The following is a 15,633-nucleotide window of genomic DNA, read 5'->3' on the forward strand; positions in this document are numbered from 1 at the left end:
ATCCATCATCGACCGAGACCCCGGCAGCGCAACCCGCCCCCGCCGCCACCGCCGTCGACAACGCCGCCCAGCGCCTACGCGACGCCCAAGCTGCCGCCGACCTGGCCCGCGCCGAACTCGGCGCCGCCCTGCGCTCCGCCCACGCCGAAGGCACCAGCGCCAACCAGCTCGCCAGACAGGTCAACGGAACGCTCTCCCGCCCTGTTGTCCTCAAATTACTGGCGGAGTGAGAGAGGACATACTGATATCGGACCGCGTCCGTACGGCCGAGCGATGAACGAGTCACAGCCCCGGTCAAGGTATTGCTATGTCGACCGGCCATCCCGAGCGATGCTGTCGCCGCGCCCCACCGGATCGATCCGATTCAGCCGCAATACCTTTCGCGGTCGATACTCAGAACGCGGATTCGTCCATATTCATGATGTCGTTGTCGATCGCGGCGAGGATATTGCGGGTCGCGGTCAATTGCGGGAGGACGTTCTTCGCGAAGAAGCTCGCGACGGCGACCTTTCCCTCATAGAAGGGGCGGTCCTTCGCCGTGGCGTCGGCGGCGAGGGCGGAGGCGGCGATCTCGGCTTGTTCGAGTAGGCGCCAGCCGATGAGGAGGTCGCCGACGGCCATCAGGAAGCGCACCGAACCGAGACCGACCTTGTACAGCTCGGGCGGATCCTGTTGTCCCGCCATGGCGTAGCCGGTGAGGGTGGCGGCCATGGCGCCGACGTCGGCGAGCGCGGTGGCGAGCAGGGCGCGTTCGGCCTCGAAACGTCCGGTCGCGGCTTCGAGGAACGCGGTGATCCTGCCGCTGACGTGGGCCAGCGCGACGCCCTGGTCGCGAATGATCTTGCGGAAGAAGAAGTCCTGGGCCTGGATGGCGGTGGTGCCCTCGTAGAGGGAGTCGATTTTTGCGTCGCGGATGTACTGCTCGATCGGGTAGTCCTGTAGATATCCCGAACCACCAAGGGTTTGCAGGGATTCGGTGAGGAACTGGTAGGCCCGCTCGGAACCGACGCCTTTGACGATCGGCAGCAGCAGATCGTCGACGCGATGCGCCAGATCCGCGTCGGCACCCGAAACCAATTGCGCCACATCGACGTTCTGGTGGGCGGCGGTGTAGAGATAGACCGCGCGCAGACCTTCCGCGTATGCCTTCTGCATGGCGAGGGATCGCCGCACATCGGGGTGGTTGGTGATGGTGACGCGCGGCGCGGCCTTGTCCGACATCTGGGTCAGATCAGCGCCCTGCACCCGCTGCGTGGCGTAGTCGAGCGCGTTGAGATATCCGGTGGACAGCGTTCCGGTGGATTTGATGCCGACGACCATGCGCGCGTTCTCGATCACCTGGAACATCTGCGCGATGCCGTTGTGCACACCGCCGACCAGCCAGCCCTTCGCGGGGACGTCGGTGCCGCCGAAGGTGAGTTCGCAGGTCGGCGAGGATTTCAGGCCCATCTTGTGTTCGAGCCCGGTCACGAAGACGCCGTTGCGTTCGCCGAGTTCGAGTGTCTCGAAATCGAACAGATACTTCGGCACGTAGAACAGCGACAATCCCTTGGTGCCGGGGCCCGCGCCCTCGGGCCTGGCCAGCACGAGATGGAAGACGTTCTCGGCGACGTCGCCCACGTCGGCTCCGGAGATGAACCGTTTGACACCCTCGATATGCCAGGAGCCGTCCTCCTGGGCGATCGCCTTGGCGCGACCCGCGCCCACGTCGGAGCCCGCGTCGGGTTCGGTCAGCACCATGGTGCCCTGCCAGCCGCGTTCGTAGCCGGTCCGCGCCCAGTGCCGCTGCTCCTCGGTGCCGACGTTGTAGAGCACCGAGCCCAGAACGGGGCCGAGGTTGAAGAAGCTGGCGGAGGGATTGGCGCAGGTGAGCATCTCCTGAACCGCCCAGACGATCGCGGCGGGAGCAGGGGTGCCGCCCATGCCCTCGGGCAGACCGAGTCTGCTCCAATCCGCCTCGTTGACGGTCAGGATGGTCTTGCGCAACGGTTCGGGTACCGAGATCGAAAAGGTAGCCGGATCGTAGGTGATGGGGTCGCGGTCGGCGGCGGCGAACGACTCGGCGATCGGCCCTTCGGACAATCGCCGCACCTCGGCCAGGATCTCGCGCACGGTATCGGAGTCCAGATCGCCGTAGGCGCCGGTATCGAGGAGCTTGTCCAGCTGCAACACCTCGAACAGGTTGAACTCGATATCTCGCACATTCGCCCTGTAATGCCCCACCGCGGCCTCCTCGACTCACGACAGGCGGGATCACACGACCCCGCATCCGACTCCTGGCGCTGTACGAGTCCACAGCCTGCCGCATCCCGATCCGGCTACGCAACCGTAGGGAACTGCGGCTCCCGACCGTAGATGAGCGGGTGCCTCACAAAGGTTCATTCGCTGGTCACCGAAAACGTTCACGTCGTCGAAACATCGGCAATCGAGTCGTCACCTCGGGATATTCCGGCGCAACAACTCGCGTCTACCGTTCCCACCACGAATACAGACGTTGTATACACACCGGTCTACAGCTAGGGCCGATGCGGAAGGGCGGACGTATTCGGTGCGACGTAACCCCCGACGTCGCCGAACACCTGATGAGGAGAAGGGTCCCGACCCATGCCAGATTCCCCTGCCGATAATCGGCACAGCTCCGTGTCGGCCACGCGGTCGCCGTTCGGCGCCACATCGCCGCGCCGAGCACGTATGACCAAGGTCTTGGTCGTGCCGACGGCGCTCGCGCTCGCCGGTCTTTTGCTGACCGCCTGTGGCGCCAAGGACGACGCCTCGACCGAAGGTTCCACCGCCGCGTCCTGCGTCGACACGTCGAAGCCCACGATCAAAGTCGGTTCGCTGCACTCGCTTTCGGGCACGATGGCGATCTCCGAGGTGACCGTCGCCAACTCGACCAAACTCGCGGTCGACCAGATCAACGCCGCCGGTGGGGTTCTCGGCAAGAAGATCGACGTGGTGCTGGAGGACGGCGCCTCGGACCCGAAGACCTTCGCCGAGAAGGCCGAGAAACTGATCAGCTCCGACTGCGTTGCGGCGGTCTTCGGCGGTTGGACCTCCTCGAGCCGTAAGGCCATGAAGCCCAAGTTCGAGAGCCTGAACTCGCTGCTCTACTACCCCGTGCAGTACGAGGGCCTGGAAGACAGCAAGAACATCTTCTACACCGGCGCCACCACCAACCAGCAGATCATCCCGGCGCTGGACTACCTGAAGCAGAAGGGAATCACCTCCCTCTACCTGGTGGGTTCGGACTACGTCTTCCCGCAGACCGCCAACCGCGAGATCAAGGCGTACGCCGCGGCCAACGGTATCGAGATCAAGGGCGAGGACTACACCCCGCTCGGTTCGACCGACTTCTCCACCATCGTGAACAAGGTGCGCACCGCGAAGGCGGGCGCGGTGTTCAACACCCTGAACGGCGACTCCAACGTCGCGTTCTTCCGCGAGTACACCAACGCGGGCCTCAAAGCCGCTGACATGCCGGTTGTCTCGGTGTCCATCGCAGAAGAAGAGGTCGCCGGCATCGGCGCCCAGAACATCGCGGGCCAGCTGACCGCGTGGAACTACTACCAGACCGTCGACTCCCCGCAGAACAAGGCATTCGTCGACGCCTACAAGGCCGCTTTCGGCGCCGACAAGCCCACGTCGGACCCGATGGAGGCCGCCTACGCCTCGGTCTACCTGTGGAAGAACACCGTCGAGAAGGCGAACTCCTTCGCCGTGGCGGATATCCAGGCCGCCGCCGACGGTGTCAGTTTCGATGCCCCCGAGGGCAAAGTCACTATCGACGGCTCCAACCACCACATCACCAAGACCGCCCGCATCGGTGAGATCCGCCCCGACGGCCTCATCTACACGGTCTGGGATTCCGGCAAGCCCATCCAGCCGGACCCGTACCTGAAGTCCTACGAGTGGGCGAAGAACCTCAAGTAGGAAATAGGAGTTCACGGCCCGAACGGTCTGGTCTGCACCACGACCAGACCGTTCCCCGTCCTCCACGCATCGCAAAACCCCGTCACACGACGCACCCACGAACGCGTACCCACGACGGACACGGTTCCCAGCAAGAACGGCCCCGTCCCCACTTTCGCACCCACGACGCGCGAGCCCGACGAGCGCCGTTCGCGGCCCGTCTCGCGTCCGAGCGGTCGAAGCAATGCGACGAAGTCGCGAGTCTCGACCGCTCGGACGCGAGACAAAGGGGGCCGCGAACCCGCGGCCCCCGGGCCGCCAAATTACAGGAGTCCACATGGACGTCGTGATCGGTCAGCTCTTCACTGGTTTGAGCCTCGGATCGATTCTTCTGCTCGCCGCGCTCGGCCTGTCGTTGACCTTCGGTCAGATGGGCGTCATCAATATGGCGCACGGCGAATTCATCATGGCCGGCTGTTACACGACTTACGTTGTGCAGAAGGTGTTCTCGTCAGCGGGTGTTTCCCTGCTGGTCTCCCTGCTGATCGGGTTCCTGGTCGGTGGCGCGTTGGGGGCGGCGCTGGAGATGGGTCTGATCCGCTGGATGTACGACCGTCCGCTGGACACCTTGCTCGTCACCTTCGGTGTCGGTCTGGTGTTGCAGCAGGCGGCGCGCGATATCTTCGGCGCTCCCGCCAAGAACGTGCTCGTCCCCGAATTCCTCAGTGGCGGTGTCACGATCCTGGGCGCCGTCGTGCCGAAGACCAGGATCTTCATTCTCGTACTCGCGGTGGCGGCGGTGATCGTCTTGGCCATCGCTCTCAAGACCACGCCGCTGGGTCGCCGCATCCGGGCGGTCGTGCAGAACCGCGGGCTGGCCGAAACCAGCGGTGTCTCCAGCCGTTTCACCGATATCAGCACCTTCTTCATCGGTTCGGGTCTTGCGGGCGTCGCCGGTGTCGCGCTGACGTTGATCGGTTCGACGAGCCCGACCATCGGTCAGAGTTACCTGATCGACGCGTTCCTCGTGGTCGTCATCGGCGGCCTCGGACAGATCAAGGGCACCGTGATCGCGGCGTTCGCGCTCGGCCTGCTCAATTCCTTCATCGAGTACTCGACGACCGCATCGATCGCGAAGGTCATCGTCTTCGTGGTGATCGTCATCTTCCTGCAGGTCCGGCCGCAGGGCCTGTTCACCGTTCGGACCAGGAGCTTGGTATGACCACACTCGGCACTCGGATGCGTGAGCACTCTTCGCTGACCACGCTGGGTGGTTTCGCGATCGCCGCGATCCTGTTGTTCGCGGTGGCGCCCGCGCTGCTCAGCGATTTCCGACTCAATCTGCTCGCCAAATTCCTCTGTTTCGCGATCGTGGCCGCCGGCATCGGATTGGCTTGGGGCAGAGGCGGAATGCTCACCCTCGGACAGGGTGTGTTCTTCGGTATCGGCGCCTACATCATGGCCATGCATCTGCAGATGGCGGATGCCACGCGTCTCGGCAACGATGTGCCGGAGTTCATGGAGATCTCCGGTATCCGCGAATTGCCGACGTTCTGGCAGCCTTTCGCGTCCGGTCCGGTCGCGATCCTCGGCATCCTGTTGCTGCCCGCGCTGGTCGCGGCGGTGCTCGGGTACGGCGTGTTCAAGCGCAGGGTCAAGGGCGCGTATTTCGCCATCCTGAGTCAGGCGTTGGCGGCGGCGCTCGCGATTCTGCTCACCGGTCAGCAGGCCATCGGTGGTTTCACCGGGCTGTCGGATTTCCGGGCGTTCTTCGGCTTCAAGCTGTCGGATCCGGCCAACCGCAAGATGCTGTTCTTCATCGCCGCGGCCACGCTGCTCGTGGTGGTGGCTCTGGTGCGTCAGCTGATGCGCAGCCGCTACGGCGAACTGCTCGTCGCGGTGCGTGACCAGGAGGAACGAGTACGTTTCCTCGGCTACGACCCGGCCAATGTCAAGATCGTCGCCTACGTGGTCGCCGCGTTCTTCGCGGGTATCGCGGGCGCGCTGTTCACCCCGATCGTCGGCATCATCTCCCCCGCCGATATCGGTGTCGTGCCGTCGATCGCCTTCCTGATCGGCGTCGCCATCGGCGGCCGGACCACGCTGCTGGGCCCGGTGCTCGGCGCGATCGGCGTGGCGTGGGCGCAGACCGCGTTCTCCGAACAGTTCCCCTCGGGCTGGACCTACCTCCAGGGTGTGCTGTTCATCGTGGTCGTCGGCTTCATCCCGGCGGGTCTGGCCGGAGTGTGGCCGATGCTCAAGGGCGCCTACGACGCCAGGTTCGGCAAGGCGGTCGAACCGGAGAAGTCCGCGAAAGCCGAAGAGTCCGAACCGAAAGCGGAGGAACCAGCGGTGCAACCGGAGCCGGAATCCGGCACCGACGACGCGAAGGCCGCCGAGGAGAAAGTGGAATCGCGATGACAACGACAACCCACGAACCCAAGCCCGGCGGAAACGCGGGCATGGACAGCGAATATCTCGAGATTCGCGGTCTCTCGGTCAGTTTCGACGGTTTCAAGGCCGTCACCGATGTCGACATCACGGTGTTGCAGGGCGACCTGCGATTCCTGATCGGACCCAACGGCGCGGGAAAGACCACGCTGATCGACGCGATCACCGGCCTGGTCCCGGCGACCGGTTCGGCCACGAAATCCGGTTCGCAACTGGTCGGGAAGAAGGTCCACCAGATCGCCAGGCTCGGCGTCGGGCGGACCTTCCAGACCGCGAGCGTCTTCGAGCAGCTCTCGGTGTTACAGAACCTCGACATCGCCGCGGGCGCGAAGCGTTCGGCGCTGACCATGCTGCGTCGCCGCCGATCGGTGCTGCCGGGGATCGACGAGGCGCTCGAGATCACCGGCCTCGGCGCGTTGCGCGACAAACCCGCGGGTGTACTCGCGCACGGGCAGAAGCAGTGGCTGGAGATCGGCATGCTGCTGGTGCAGAACGCCTCGGTGCTGCTGCTCGACGAACCGGTGGCGGGTATGAGCGCCGAGGAACGCGAGGAGACCGGGAATCTGTTGCGCCGCATCGGCGGTGAGCGGGTGGTCGTCGTGGTCGAACACGATATGGATTTCATGCGCGCGTTCGCGACGTCGGTCACGGTGCTGGCGGGCGGCAAAGTACTCAGCGAGGGCACCGTCGAACAGGTGCAGGCCGATCCCAAGGTGCAGGAGGTCTACCTCGGCACCGCGGCGGCCATCGGCACCGACCTCGAGGACGAGTCGACCGTGCAGAGCAAGGAGGCAGCTGATGCTTGAACTCATCGATATCCACTCCGGATACGGCCGCACCGAGGTGATCCACGGTGTCACGGTGACAGTCCCCGACGACAGCGTGGTCGCCGTCATGGGCCACAACGGCGCGGGCAAGACCACATTGCTGCGCACCGCCGTCGGCCTGATCGGCACCAAATCCGGGCAGATCAAATTCGACGGTGAGGTCATCACCAAGATGCCGCCGTCGAAACGGGTCAAACGCGGAATCGCCTACGTGCCGCAGGGGCAGCAGAGTTTTCCACAGCTGACCACAGCCGAGAATTTGCAGGTGGTGGCGGACGGGCGTAAACGCGGCAAGGAATTGATCGCCGAATCGTTGGATCTGTTCCCCGCGCTGCGCGAATTGCTCACCCGCAAGGCCGGTTTGCTCTCCGGTGGTCAGCGCCAGCAGTTGGCGATCGCGCGGGCGCTGATCACCGAACCGAAACTGCTCATCCTCGACGAGCCGACCGAGGGCATCCAGCCGTCGGTGGTGGCCGAGATCGAGCACACCATCATCGATCTCACTCAGCGCGGCGGTCTGAGCGTGCTGCTCGTCGAACAGCACATCGGCTTCGCCCTTCAGGCGGCGCAGAGTTACTACGTGCTGCAATCCGGACGGGTGACCTCCACCGGTGCGGGCGGCGCGGGCGCGGAGACCGACGTGCGCTCGGCGATGGCGATCTGAGCAGGGCCGCCATGCCTCGCAGGGGGCGGGTTCCGTTGAGCGAGCGGGTGTATCACTCGCTACGTCACGATCTCGCCGTGGGAGCGATCGTCGCGACCGAACGGCTCGGCGAAGAACGTCTGGCCGAAACCTACGGTGTCTCGCGCACTCCGGTGCGCGAGGCGCTGGCCAGGTTGCAGGCCGACGGTCTCGTCGAGCGCCACGCCGACGGCCTCTACCCGTACCGTCCACGTCTGGAAGAACTCGACAATCTGTACGAGTTGCGAATCGTGTTGGAGCAACGGGGAATTCAACGGGTACTCGATACCGTGAGCGGATCTTCCGCTTCGGCGATCGCGACCGCCGAGCCGAATTCCCCGGCACACGATCTCACCTCGGTGCGCGCCGAACTCGAGCGGTGGCGTGAATTGCGCGACGACCCACCGGAACCGGGGCCCGCGCTGGTCGCCGCCGACGAGCAGTTCCATCTCACCCTGCTGTCCGCGGCGGGCAATACCGCACTCGCCGAGGCTCTGACCGCGGTCTACGTCCGGGTGCGACCGCTGCGCACCCTCGATCTGCCGACGCCCGAACGCATCGCGATCATGGCGGCCGAGCACATCTCCGTCGCCGAGCAGTTGCTCTCGGGCGATCCGAGCACCGCGTTGCGCACACTCATCGCGCATATCGACTCGTCACGGACCCACGTGCTCGCGCGGGCCCAGCAGGCGATGCGGCTGACCAAACTCGGTCAGGCCATGCGGGACTGAACGCACGGGCGGCGCATCCGGTGTCGTCTCGTGCGGACCCGCCCGATCGTGTCCGGCCGGAACCGGTCAGCAATCGGCCTGGAACGGCATGCAATTCCTCGGGGTACGCGCCGGGGGGCTCGGCTCGACCGTCGAGGTCTGCTCGACCGCCGATTCCGGCCCCTCGGTGTCGTGCAGCCACGCGCTCACCACCACGCCCAATACCACGAGCACGCCCACCACCGCGACGGCGACGACCACCCAGGCGCCCACCGACTGCGGTGCGCTCGACCGTCTGGGCGCGGGCCTGGGTTTGGGCGGCCGAGTGTGCGGCAGTGCGGTAGCGCGGACGGACGGCGCGTTGGCGGCGAAACCGTCGACGATGAGTTCCGCGCGCGACGGCCCGTTCTCCATGCCGAGCGCACGGACCGCCGCGCCCACCCGGTCGGCGGTCCAATCGCGCGCCGCCGCCGAGAAACCTTCGATGTAGATCCGCAGTTCGGTGGCGTCGGGCACATTCGCGACGACCACGTCGAGTCCGGGGCGCAGGTTCGTGCGCGCGGGACGGACCACCACACCGCGCGGTGGAACGAGTGCCACGACACCGCAGACGTGCCCCGGATCGAGCAGCGCGCGCTCCAGTTTCTTGCGTACGGCGTAGACGGCCTGTTCGAGCTGGTCGGACGGTCCGGTGCTGCTCGGGTCGTCCAGTTCGATCGGCGCCTCGCTGATCTTCCACGCACCGTCGGCGACGGTGAAGATGCCGCCCTGGCGACGCTGGAAGCCCTTGACCGCGACCACCGTGATGCCGCGCGGTGTGAACAACACCGCATCGATCCTGCGGGTGCCGTTCTCACCGACGTGCAGGTCGACGGCCGCGAGGCAGGTGATGGGGAACGATCTGAGGCAGTCGACGAATTCCTTTTCGGCGCCGGAGAGCTCGGCTCCCTGCCTGACCTTCACCAGCATCGCGTTCCCCTGCCCACCTGATCCGGACCACGGCACGGAGCCGTCTGTGGGAGCGCGGTGAACCGAACCGCTACTGATGATGCATCCCCGGCCGCCCGAAAACCACCGGAAGATCGAAAAGGCCGGTTCGCTACGCTCACAGACAGCCCGGTCCGGCGGTATCGCCGGACCCGAATCTCTATTCGCGCGGCATCGGCCGCGCAGGACGGGAAGGCGCTCGCATGGTTTCGACGTCGCAACCACGTATCTCGCCCGGACGGCTCCGCGAACTCGGACCGATCAACTGGGTTGTCTGGCAGGTGCTTTCCCGTGCCGCGGGCACCGCCGACGCACACCTGTTCAGCACCCTCGGCCGCACCGGCGGCCTCTTCCGCGGCTGGCTGCACTACTCGGGCAAACTCATGCCGGGCGGGCGGTTGACCCGACACGAATCCGAACTCGTCATCCTGCGGGTGGCCCACCTGCGCGAATGCGATTACGAGACCGATCATCACATCCGCCTGGGCAGGCGCGCCGGGGTCACCCGCGACATCCTGGAACGGTTGCGGACCGGCCCCGACGCACCGGAATGGTCACCCGCGCACCGCGCTCTGCTCACCGCCGTCGACCGGATCGTCGCCACCCGCGATATCGACGACGCCGCGTGGTCCGAACTCGCCGCCCACTACGACGAGCGCAGACTCATCGAAATCGTCTTGCTCGCCAATCAGTACGAAGGGCTGGCATCCACCATCACCGCGCTGCGTATCCAGCGCGACGGGGTGTAGGTCACGCCGCTACCTCGATCCGGCGGATCGCGTACACCTCCGCCGGATCGTCGCCGACCTGCCGTACCGCTGGATTTCGGACGAGGCGGGTCGACCCCGTCCCGATGACCCGCGGAACGGTCAGGCGAGTGCCGCGCGGAACACCTCAGCGGCGGGTGTCGAGGACCGGCCGATGAGTTTGCGCAGGTCGCCCGGGTCCACATCGAGTAATCCGGCGGCGACTCCGGCGTCGGCGTCGGCGAGCACCTCGGCGTACTGGCCTGGCAGGCCCGCGGCGCTCAACGCGGTCGCGTAGTCGGCCGTCGACAGGTTCTCGTAGCGCACCGGCTGTCCGGACACCCGCGAAATCACCTGGGCCAGTTCGTCGTAGGTGAGCGGTTCGTCGCCACCGAGTTCGTATACCGCGCCCGCGTGGCCGTCGGTGGTGAGTACCCGGGCCGCCGCCTCCGCGTAGTCGGCGCGCGAAGCCGCCGCGACTCGGCCGGTGCCCGCCGCGCCGTGCAGCACACCGGTCTCGACCGTGTGCGCGAGTCCGCCGACGTAGTTCTCCCAGTACCAGCCGTTGCGCAGAAGTGTGTGCGGGACGGTCGATTCGGCCAGGACCGCCTCGGTCCCCCGATGCTCCTGCGCCAGGATCAGCGGATTGTCGTCGGCCTTCGGAATGCTGGTGTAGGCGAGCAATCGGACGCCCGCGCGTTCGGCGGCGCGAATGACATTGGTGTGCTGGTCGACCCGCGCGCCGAATTCGTTGCCCGAGATCAGCAGCAGTCTGTCGACGCCGGTCAGGGCCTGGTCCAGCGCGCGAGGATCGCCGTAGTCGGCCCTGCGCACATCGACGCCTCGCTCGGCGAGATCGGCGATCTTGTCCGGATCGCGCACGATCGCCACGGGGGTCACACCGTCGCGCAGCAGCGCCTCCACGACGAGTCGTCCCAGGTGTCCACTGGCTCCGGTCACGGCGATGGTCATCGTTACCTCCACTGATGTCAAACCGGCAAGTACTAACTATTAGTAAGCACTATGCATCCTGTAATCCCCTAGGTCAAGTCGGTTAACATCGAGGCATGGACTCCCAGTTCGGTGCGGCGGCCGAGAGCGTCGACCCCACGCTGGAGGCCGACGTCTTCGTCAAGAACTGCACGTCACGGCCGGTATTGCAGAATGTGGCCGGGCGCTGGGGCACCCTCGCCCTTGTCGCGCTGCGCGCGGGCCCCATCCGATTCAGCGCACTGCGCCGACGGGTGGACGGCGTAAGCGAACGGATGCTCTCCCAGACCCTCCAGGCCCTGGAACGCGACGGCATGGTGCACCGCGAAGTGCACGAGACCATTCCGCCGAAGGTCGAGTACACCCTGACCGAACTCGGCGCCCAGGTCGCCGAACACCTGGAGACGCTGATCCACCTGATCGAGGCGAATATGCCCACGATTCACCAGGCTCAGGCGTCCTACCACCGCGACTGACCGGGCGTACGCGGGCGCGGGAAGGCGGCTCGGTGGTGCGCGGTTGCACAGAGTATGGAACTCTCGACCGCCCTCGATTTCGCAGGCGCCACCAACCGCTCGGTGCTGACCACCGTCCGCCGCAACGGTCGCCCACAGCTCTCCAATGTGCTGCACATCGTCGGCGACGACGGCATCATCCGCATATCCATCACCGCCGACCGCGCCAAGTACCACAATCTGCGCCGCGACCCGTGGGCGGCGATCCACGTCACCCGCGAGGATTTCTTCGCCTACGCCGTCGTGGAGGGCACCGTGGAACTCACCCCGGTCGCCGAATCACCCGATGACCCCGCCGTCGACGAACTGGTCGCCTACTACCGTGCGGCTTCCGGCGAACATCCCGACTGGCCCGACTATCGCAGGGCCATGGTCGAGGACCGCCGGGTTTTGGCCCGGCTCACCCCGGCCAATGCATACGGCATGTTCTGAGCCTCACCCTTCGCGTTCTCGAGCGTCGGGCCGCCGAGAAATCCCCTGGCGGTTCGGCGAGGTCCCGACCCGGATTCGGCGTGTGACAAGCGCGGCGACGCTCAGCACCAGCAGGAGTCCGAGCAGCGAGATGGTGGTCGTGGTGCGGGTCGGCGCGGTGACGAACGAGGAACGAAGTCGCGGATCGGCGGCGATCACCGTCTCGGCCACCGGCGGCGGGGAAACCCCCGATGCCGACGCGATCGCCGGAGCGGACGAAACGGCGGTCGGCGAAACGACGGTGGGCGAGGGCGTTTCGGACGGCGAGGTCTCCGGAACGCGATTGACGGCGAGATCCTCCGCGACGGCGGTGAACCAGTCCAGGACGAGTCCGGTGGCCGACTGCCCGTCGGCGGCATAGCTCGCGATCGAGTATTCCCCGTGGCGACGGACCGTGTCCGTGTACCGCAGCCAGGTGAGGGGATCGAGCAACTCGGCGTTGTCGACGCTCAGGTGGCCGAGCGCGTTGAAGGTTTTGGCGATCAGGTTGAAGGCCGTGCGGCGCGGCAACGGACGACGGGCGGCGGCGACCAGTGCGGTGGTGGCGCGTTCCAGACCGGTGAGCGGATCGGGCGCCGTGGCGATATCGGCGACCTCGGACGGGGTGAAGGCGACGCCGATGATCGCGACCAGGGTGTTGAGCGCGCTGGTACCCAGTTTCAGTAATGCCTGCCGAGCTTGGGCATCGTCGTCGGCACGGGGGTCGGCGGCTTCGGCCAGCCGGACGCTGAGCGGAGCCTCGGGTGTCAGTGACAGCGTCCCGAGCGAATAGCCGCGCAGGTCGTGGTTCACGACGGCGGTCGCCGCTCTGGCGACGGTGCCCGCGAGCGCGTCCGAGATCGAGGTCAGCGCGGCGACCGGATCCGACGGCAGGAGTTCGGCCTGTCCGAGTATGTCGACGATCATGTGCAGCAGCGGGGCGCCCGGAGGCGCGTCGCAGGCGAGATCTCCCGGCAGGCACAGGGATGCCACCCGGCCCGTGAGGCCGCCGAAATCCTGGGCTATATCGCGCACGGGTCCGATGCCGCCGCCGGCCACCGACCGCTGGGAGAAGGCGGGAAGGGTATTCAGTTCCGCGCCGGTCGTTCCCGGCGCGGGCTCGGGGTGACCGCCGTCCGGCAGACCGGGCAGTATCGCGGCTCCGGGAGCGCGGGTCGGGTCGGCCAGTAGCGCGACCGCGGCGACACGGTCGGCGGGCACCGCGCTCGCGCCTCGGCCGACTTCGCTCGCGAACATCGAAACCACATGCGCGCCTTGCGAATAGCCGATCAATCCGAGCTGGGACCTGGGGCAGCGGTCGACGACGGATTCGGCCATCACCCGCAGCTGCCGCAGCCCTTCGTTCGCCGAATCGGAATAGGTCGCCGACGTACCGGGGAACGCGCCGCCGAATCCGGCCGAGTACGGAACGTAGGCCCGTCCGGCCACGCGGCCGTCGCCCAACCGCGCGAGCGGCGCCAGCACCGTGGCCAGCAGACCGGAATCCACGGCGACGGGCGAGTCCGGCGACGACTGGCCGGTCCCCTGCACGCCGAGAACGAAGAACCCGGGACAGTCGGGCCCCGACACCGTCGCGACACCGTCGTCACCGGCCGCTGTCGCGGGATATCCGACCCCGATCGTCACGGTCACCGCGAGAACGAAGGCGCGCGCGGACCGCGTCACCGGCCAAGGGGCGGACTTCATCCGGACCTCCGAGTTCGACGGCGTGCACGAGCAACGGCATTCACGAGAGGCGGCATTCACGAGAGGCGGCATTCACGAGAGGCGGCATTCACGAGAGGCGCGGATGCGAGATCCGCCGAACGACAGACAGCCGGGACGGACGCGCGCTACGGAACGAGAAGTCCGATCACGAGATCCAGTACGGTGCCGACGATCTGACCCACCACGCTCAACAGCATTGTCGATTCCTTTCACCGCGATGCCCGCCTCGGTCACCATCACGCGGACGGATCGAGGCGGGCACGCATCAGTTCGGATCGCGGGTACGTTCTCCGCGAAGCGCGAAGATCAGAACAGCGCGCCGCCGAGGCCGGTGATCACACCCGCGAGGCTGGACACGACGTTGCCGACCAGATCCAGCAGACCACTGAGCAGACCCATTCTTCGTCCTCTTTCCTGGAATTCGATGTGTCGCCCGAACGACGGTCCGGACGTCCTGAGTGCGCCCGCGCGTCGCGTACGGCCGATCGCGCCGCGGGCAGTGGATTTCGTGCCGAAAGGCACAACCACTCCGTATTCGGCACGGTCGAGCAGACGGATGGCTACTGTCCGTAAATCCATGCGGCCCGATATTCGCGCGTCCGGTTTCCGCTGCTCAGCGGGCCGGACAGCCCCCTGCCGCACGGCTTTTCAGCGACGAGAAGGGAGTGAAGGAAATGTCGGCGACGCGACAACGACACTGATCAGACATGCTTTACCCGCTACGAACCGACCTTAAACGCGATTCCGGCGGCCGAGTGGACATTCCGGAACCGCCCGTGGTCGCGGTGACCGGATCGCCGGAGATCACCGGCGCCCGAGCGGATCCGGCTACGGTCACGCAACTCTCGGTGACGGGCCCTCACGCTCAGCGCGTCAACAGATCCGACACCGTGACGAACCGATAACCCGCCGACCGGAGTTCGGCGACGATCCGGGGAACAGCGGCCAGGGCGGCTGTGCCGGATTCGTACATGACGTGCAACAGGATGATCGAACCGGGTCGGACGTTCGCGACGGTTTCGGCGACGATCTCCTCGGTGCTCGCCTCCTTGCCGGAATCCGGCTCCACATCCCACATCACCGTCGTCCGATCGTGGTCGGACAGATATCTCGGCAGGCCCCACAGTTTCTTGCCGTACGGCGGACGGAAGGTGACCGGGCCCGGGTAGCCGGTTCTCGCGATCTCCGCGTCGGTGTCCTCGATTTCGGCGCGGACGGTGTCGGCCGAGACGAAGACCATCCGGCGGTGGTTGTAGGTGTGGTTGCCGATCTCGTGGCCCGCCTCGGCGATGGCGCGGCCCGCTTCGGGACGCGCGGCCAGATCGCGGCCGTTGAGATAGAACGTGGCTGGAATTCCGGCATCCGACAGCGCTTTCAGCACCTCGGGGGTTTTCGCGGACGGGCCGTCGTCGAGGGTCAGCGCCACCACTTTCTCGGTCGTGTCGACCCGATCGACCAGCCTGCCCGCCACCTGCCAGGTGCGCGAATTCATCAGCGAATAGCCGCCGAACGCCGTCGCCACCAGGACGACGAGCGCGAGCGCGACGCCGATCATCAGCCGCTTTCGAAACATCCCTCGTGTCTAGCAGTCCGACGGCGGACGGCCGACGGGAACGACGAACGGCGGCACCCGGTCGA

Annotated in this window: 14 protein-coding genes and 1 pseudogene; 10 read left to right on the forward strand and 5 right to left on the reverse strand. The window is 66.4% G+C overall.

All coding sequences use genetic code 11. The features are described from left to right. Positions 1 to 230, forward strand: a pseudogene (locus JZ792_RS26060) (TetR/AcrR family transcriptional regulator); the annotation flags it as partial. 163 nt (positions 231 to 393) lie between these two features. On the opposite strand, the gene JZ792_RS26065 reads toward JZ792_RS26060, so the two are convergent. Next, positions 394 to 2,223, reverse strand: coding sequence for an acyl-CoA dehydrogenase (locus JZ792_RS26065; protein ID WP_216914369.1), 1,830 nt, complete (start codon positions 2,221 to 2,223; stop codon positions 394 to 396). A gap of 468 nt (positions 2,224 to 2,691) precedes the next feature. On the opposite strand from JZ792_RS26065, the gene urtA reads away from it, so the two are divergent. From urtA to JZ792_RS26095, 6 genes are all read left to right on the forward strand, one after another. Beyond that, positions 2,692 to 3,930, forward strand: coding sequence for an urea ABC transporter substrate-binding protein (gene urtA, locus JZ792_RS26070; RefSeq protein WP_216914371.1), 1,239 nt, complete (start codon positions 2,692 to 2,694; stop codon positions 3,928 to 3,930). Positions 3,931 to 4,246: 316 nt separating this feature from the next. After that, positions 4,247 to 5,131, forward strand: coding sequence for an urea ABC transporter permease subunit UrtB (gene urtB, locus JZ792_RS26075; RefSeq protein WP_109528957.1), 885 nt, complete (start codon positions 4,247 to 4,249; stop codon positions 5,129 to 5,131). Beyond that, on the forward strand, positions 5,128 to 6,330 hold the full coding sequence (gene urtC, locus JZ792_RS26080; protein ID WP_216914373.1) for an urea ABC transporter permease subunit UrtC: 1,203 nt from the start codon (positions 5,128 to 5,130) through the stop codon (positions 6,328 to 6,330). The genes urtB and urtC overlap by 4 nt, the downstream gene beginning before the upstream one ends. After that, positions 6,327 to 7,166 carry an urea ABC transporter ATP-binding protein UrtD gene (gene urtD / locus JZ792_RS26085; protein WP_216914375.1) on the forward strand — a complete coding sequence of 280 codons (840 nt, stop codon included), beginning with the start codon at positions 6,327 to 6,329 and terminating at the stop codon, positions 7,164 to 7,166. The genes urtC and urtD overlap by 4 nt, the downstream gene beginning before the upstream one ends. Beyond that, the gene (urtE, locus tag JZ792_RS26090) at positions 7,159 to 7,851 is read left to right on the forward strand and encodes an urea ABC transporter ATP-binding subunit UrtE (RefSeq protein ID WP_109528959.1); all 693 of its coding nucleotides are present in this window, start codon (positions 7,159 to 7,161) and stop codon (positions 7,849 to 7,851) included. Before urtD ends, urtE begins: the two co-directional genes overlap by 8 nt. A gap of 11 nt (positions 7,852 to 7,862) precedes the next feature. Then, positions 7,863 to 8,600, forward strand: coding sequence for a GntR family transcriptional regulator (locus JZ792_RS26095; protein ID WP_216914377.1), 738 nt, complete (start codon positions 7,863 to 7,865; stop codon positions 8,598 to 8,600). Between the two features lie 66 nt (positions 8,601 to 8,666). Here the strand turns inward: JZ792_RS26095 and JZ792_RS26100 are convergent, their stop codons facing one another. Then, positions 8,667 to 9,548 (reverse strand): nuclease-related domain-containing protein, encoded by an 882-nt coding sequence (locus JZ792_RS26100; protein ID WP_216914379.1) that lies wholly within the window; start codon positions 9,546 to 9,548, stop codon positions 8,667 to 8,669. A 221-nt stretch (positions 9,549 to 9,769) separates the two neighbouring features. Between JZ792_RS26100 and JZ792_RS26105 the strand changes: the two genes are divergently transcribed. Continuing rightward, positions 9,770 to 10,315: a carboxymuconolactone decarboxylase family protein gene (locus tag JZ792_RS26105; RefSeq protein ID WP_216914381.1), complete on the forward strand. Its 546-nt coding sequence runs from the start codon at positions 9,770 to 9,772 to the stop codon at positions 10,313 to 10,315. 120 nt (positions 10,316 to 10,435) lie between these two features. On the opposite strand, the gene JZ792_RS26110 is transcribed toward JZ792_RS26105, so the two are convergent. Then, positions 10,436 to 11,284, reverse strand: a complete 849-nt coding sequence (locus JZ792_RS26110) for an SDR family oxidoreductase (RefSeq protein WP_216914383.1) — start codon at positions 11,282 to 11,284, stop codon at positions 10,436 to 10,438. Positions 11,285 to 11,379: 95 nt separating this feature from the next. Here JZ792_RS26110 and JZ792_RS26115 point away from each other — a divergent pair, with 95 nt between their 5' ends. After that, complete coding sequence (locus tag JZ792_RS26115; RefSeq protein ID WP_216914385.1) at positions 11,380 to 11,778, forward strand: winged helix-turn-helix transcriptional regulator; 399 nt, start codon at positions 11,380 to 11,382, stop codon at positions 11,776 to 11,778. 54 nt (positions 11,779 to 11,832) lie between these two features. Further along, on the forward strand, positions 11,833 to 12,249 hold the full coding sequence (locus tag JZ792_RS26120) for a PPOX class F420-dependent oxidoreductase (RefSeq protein WP_216914387.1): 417 nt from the start codon (positions 11,833 to 11,835) through the stop codon (positions 12,247 to 12,249). Between the two features lie 3 nt (positions 12,250 to 12,252). Here the strand turns inward: JZ792_RS26120 and JZ792_RS26125 are convergent, their stop codons facing one another. Together JZ792_RS26125 and JZ792_RS26130 are read right to left on the reverse strand one after the other, a co-directional pair. Continuing rightward, positions 12,253 to 13,974 (reverse strand): cutinase family protein, encoded by a 1,722-nt coding sequence (locus JZ792_RS26125; protein WP_216914389.1) that lies wholly within the window; start codon positions 13,972 to 13,974, stop codon positions 12,253 to 12,255. Positions 13,975 to 14,860: 886 nt separating this feature from the next. Beyond that, positions 14,861 to 15,568, reverse strand: coding sequence for a polysaccharide deacetylase family protein (locus JZ792_RS26130; RefSeq protein WP_216914391.1), 708 nt, complete (start codon positions 15,566 to 15,568; stop codon positions 14,861 to 14,863). Between the last annotated feature and the right edge of the window lie 65 nt (positions 15,569 to 15,633).

Source organism: Nocardia noduli, assembly GCF_019038455.1.
In the GTDB taxonomy this organism is placed as follows: domain Bacteria; phylum Actinomycetota; class Actinomycetes; order Mycobacteriales; family Mycobacteriaceae; genus Nocardia; species Nocardia noduli.

Excerpts from the sequence above, each read along its gene's own strand:
- JZ792_RS26105 (WP_216914381.1), top strand. The coding sequence starts at position 9,770 with ATGGTTTCGACGTCGCAACCACGTATCTCGCCCGGACGGCTCCGCGAA.
- JZ792_RS26130 (WP_216914391.1), bottom strand. The coding sequence starts at position 15,568 with ATGTTTCGAAAGCGGCTGATGATCGGCGTCGCGCTCGCGCTCGTCGTC.
- JZ792_RS26115 (WP_216914385.1), top strand. The coding sequence starts at position 11,380 with ATGGACTCCCAGTTCGGTGCGGCGGCCGAGAGCGTCGACCCCACGCTG.
- JZ792_RS26120 (WP_216914387.1), top strand. The coding sequence starts at position 11,833 with ATGGAACTCTCGACCGCCCTCGATTTCGCAGGCGCCACCAACCGCTCG.
- urtC (WP_216914373.1), top strand. The coding sequence starts at position 5,128 with ATGACCACACTCGGCACTCGGATGCGTGAGCACTCTTCGCTGACCACG.
- JZ792_RS26100 (WP_216914379.1), bottom strand. The coding sequence starts at position 9,548 with ATGCTGGTGAAGGTCAGGCAGGGAGCCGAGCTCTCCGGCGCCGAAAAG.
- urtE (WP_109528959.1), top strand. The coding sequence starts at position 7,159 with ATGCTTGAACTCATCGATATCCACTCCGGATACGGCCGCACCGAGGTG.
- JZ792_RS26125 (WP_216914389.1), bottom strand. The coding sequence starts at position 13,974 with ATGAAGTCCGCCCCTTGGCCGGTGACGCGGTCCGCGCGCGCCTTCGTT.
- JZ792_RS26095 (WP_216914377.1), top strand. The coding sequence starts at position 7,863 with ATGCCTCGCAGGGGGCGGGTTCCGTTGAGCGAGCGGGTGTATCACTCG.
- JZ792_RS26110 (WP_216914383.1), bottom strand. The coding sequence starts at position 11,284 with ATGACCATCGCCGTGACCGGAGCCAGTGGACACCTGGGACGACTCGTC.
- urtB (WP_109528957.1), top strand. The coding sequence starts at position 4,247 with ATGGACGTCGTGATCGGTCAGCTCTTCACTGGTTTGAGCCTCGGATCG.
- urtD (WP_216914375.1), top strand. The coding sequence starts at position 6,327 with ATGACAACGACAACCCACGAACCCAAGCCCGGCGGAAACGCGGGCATG.
- urtA (WP_216914371.1), top strand. The coding sequence starts at position 2,692 with ATGACCAAGGTCTTGGTCGTGCCGACGGCGCTCGCGCTCGCCGGTCTT.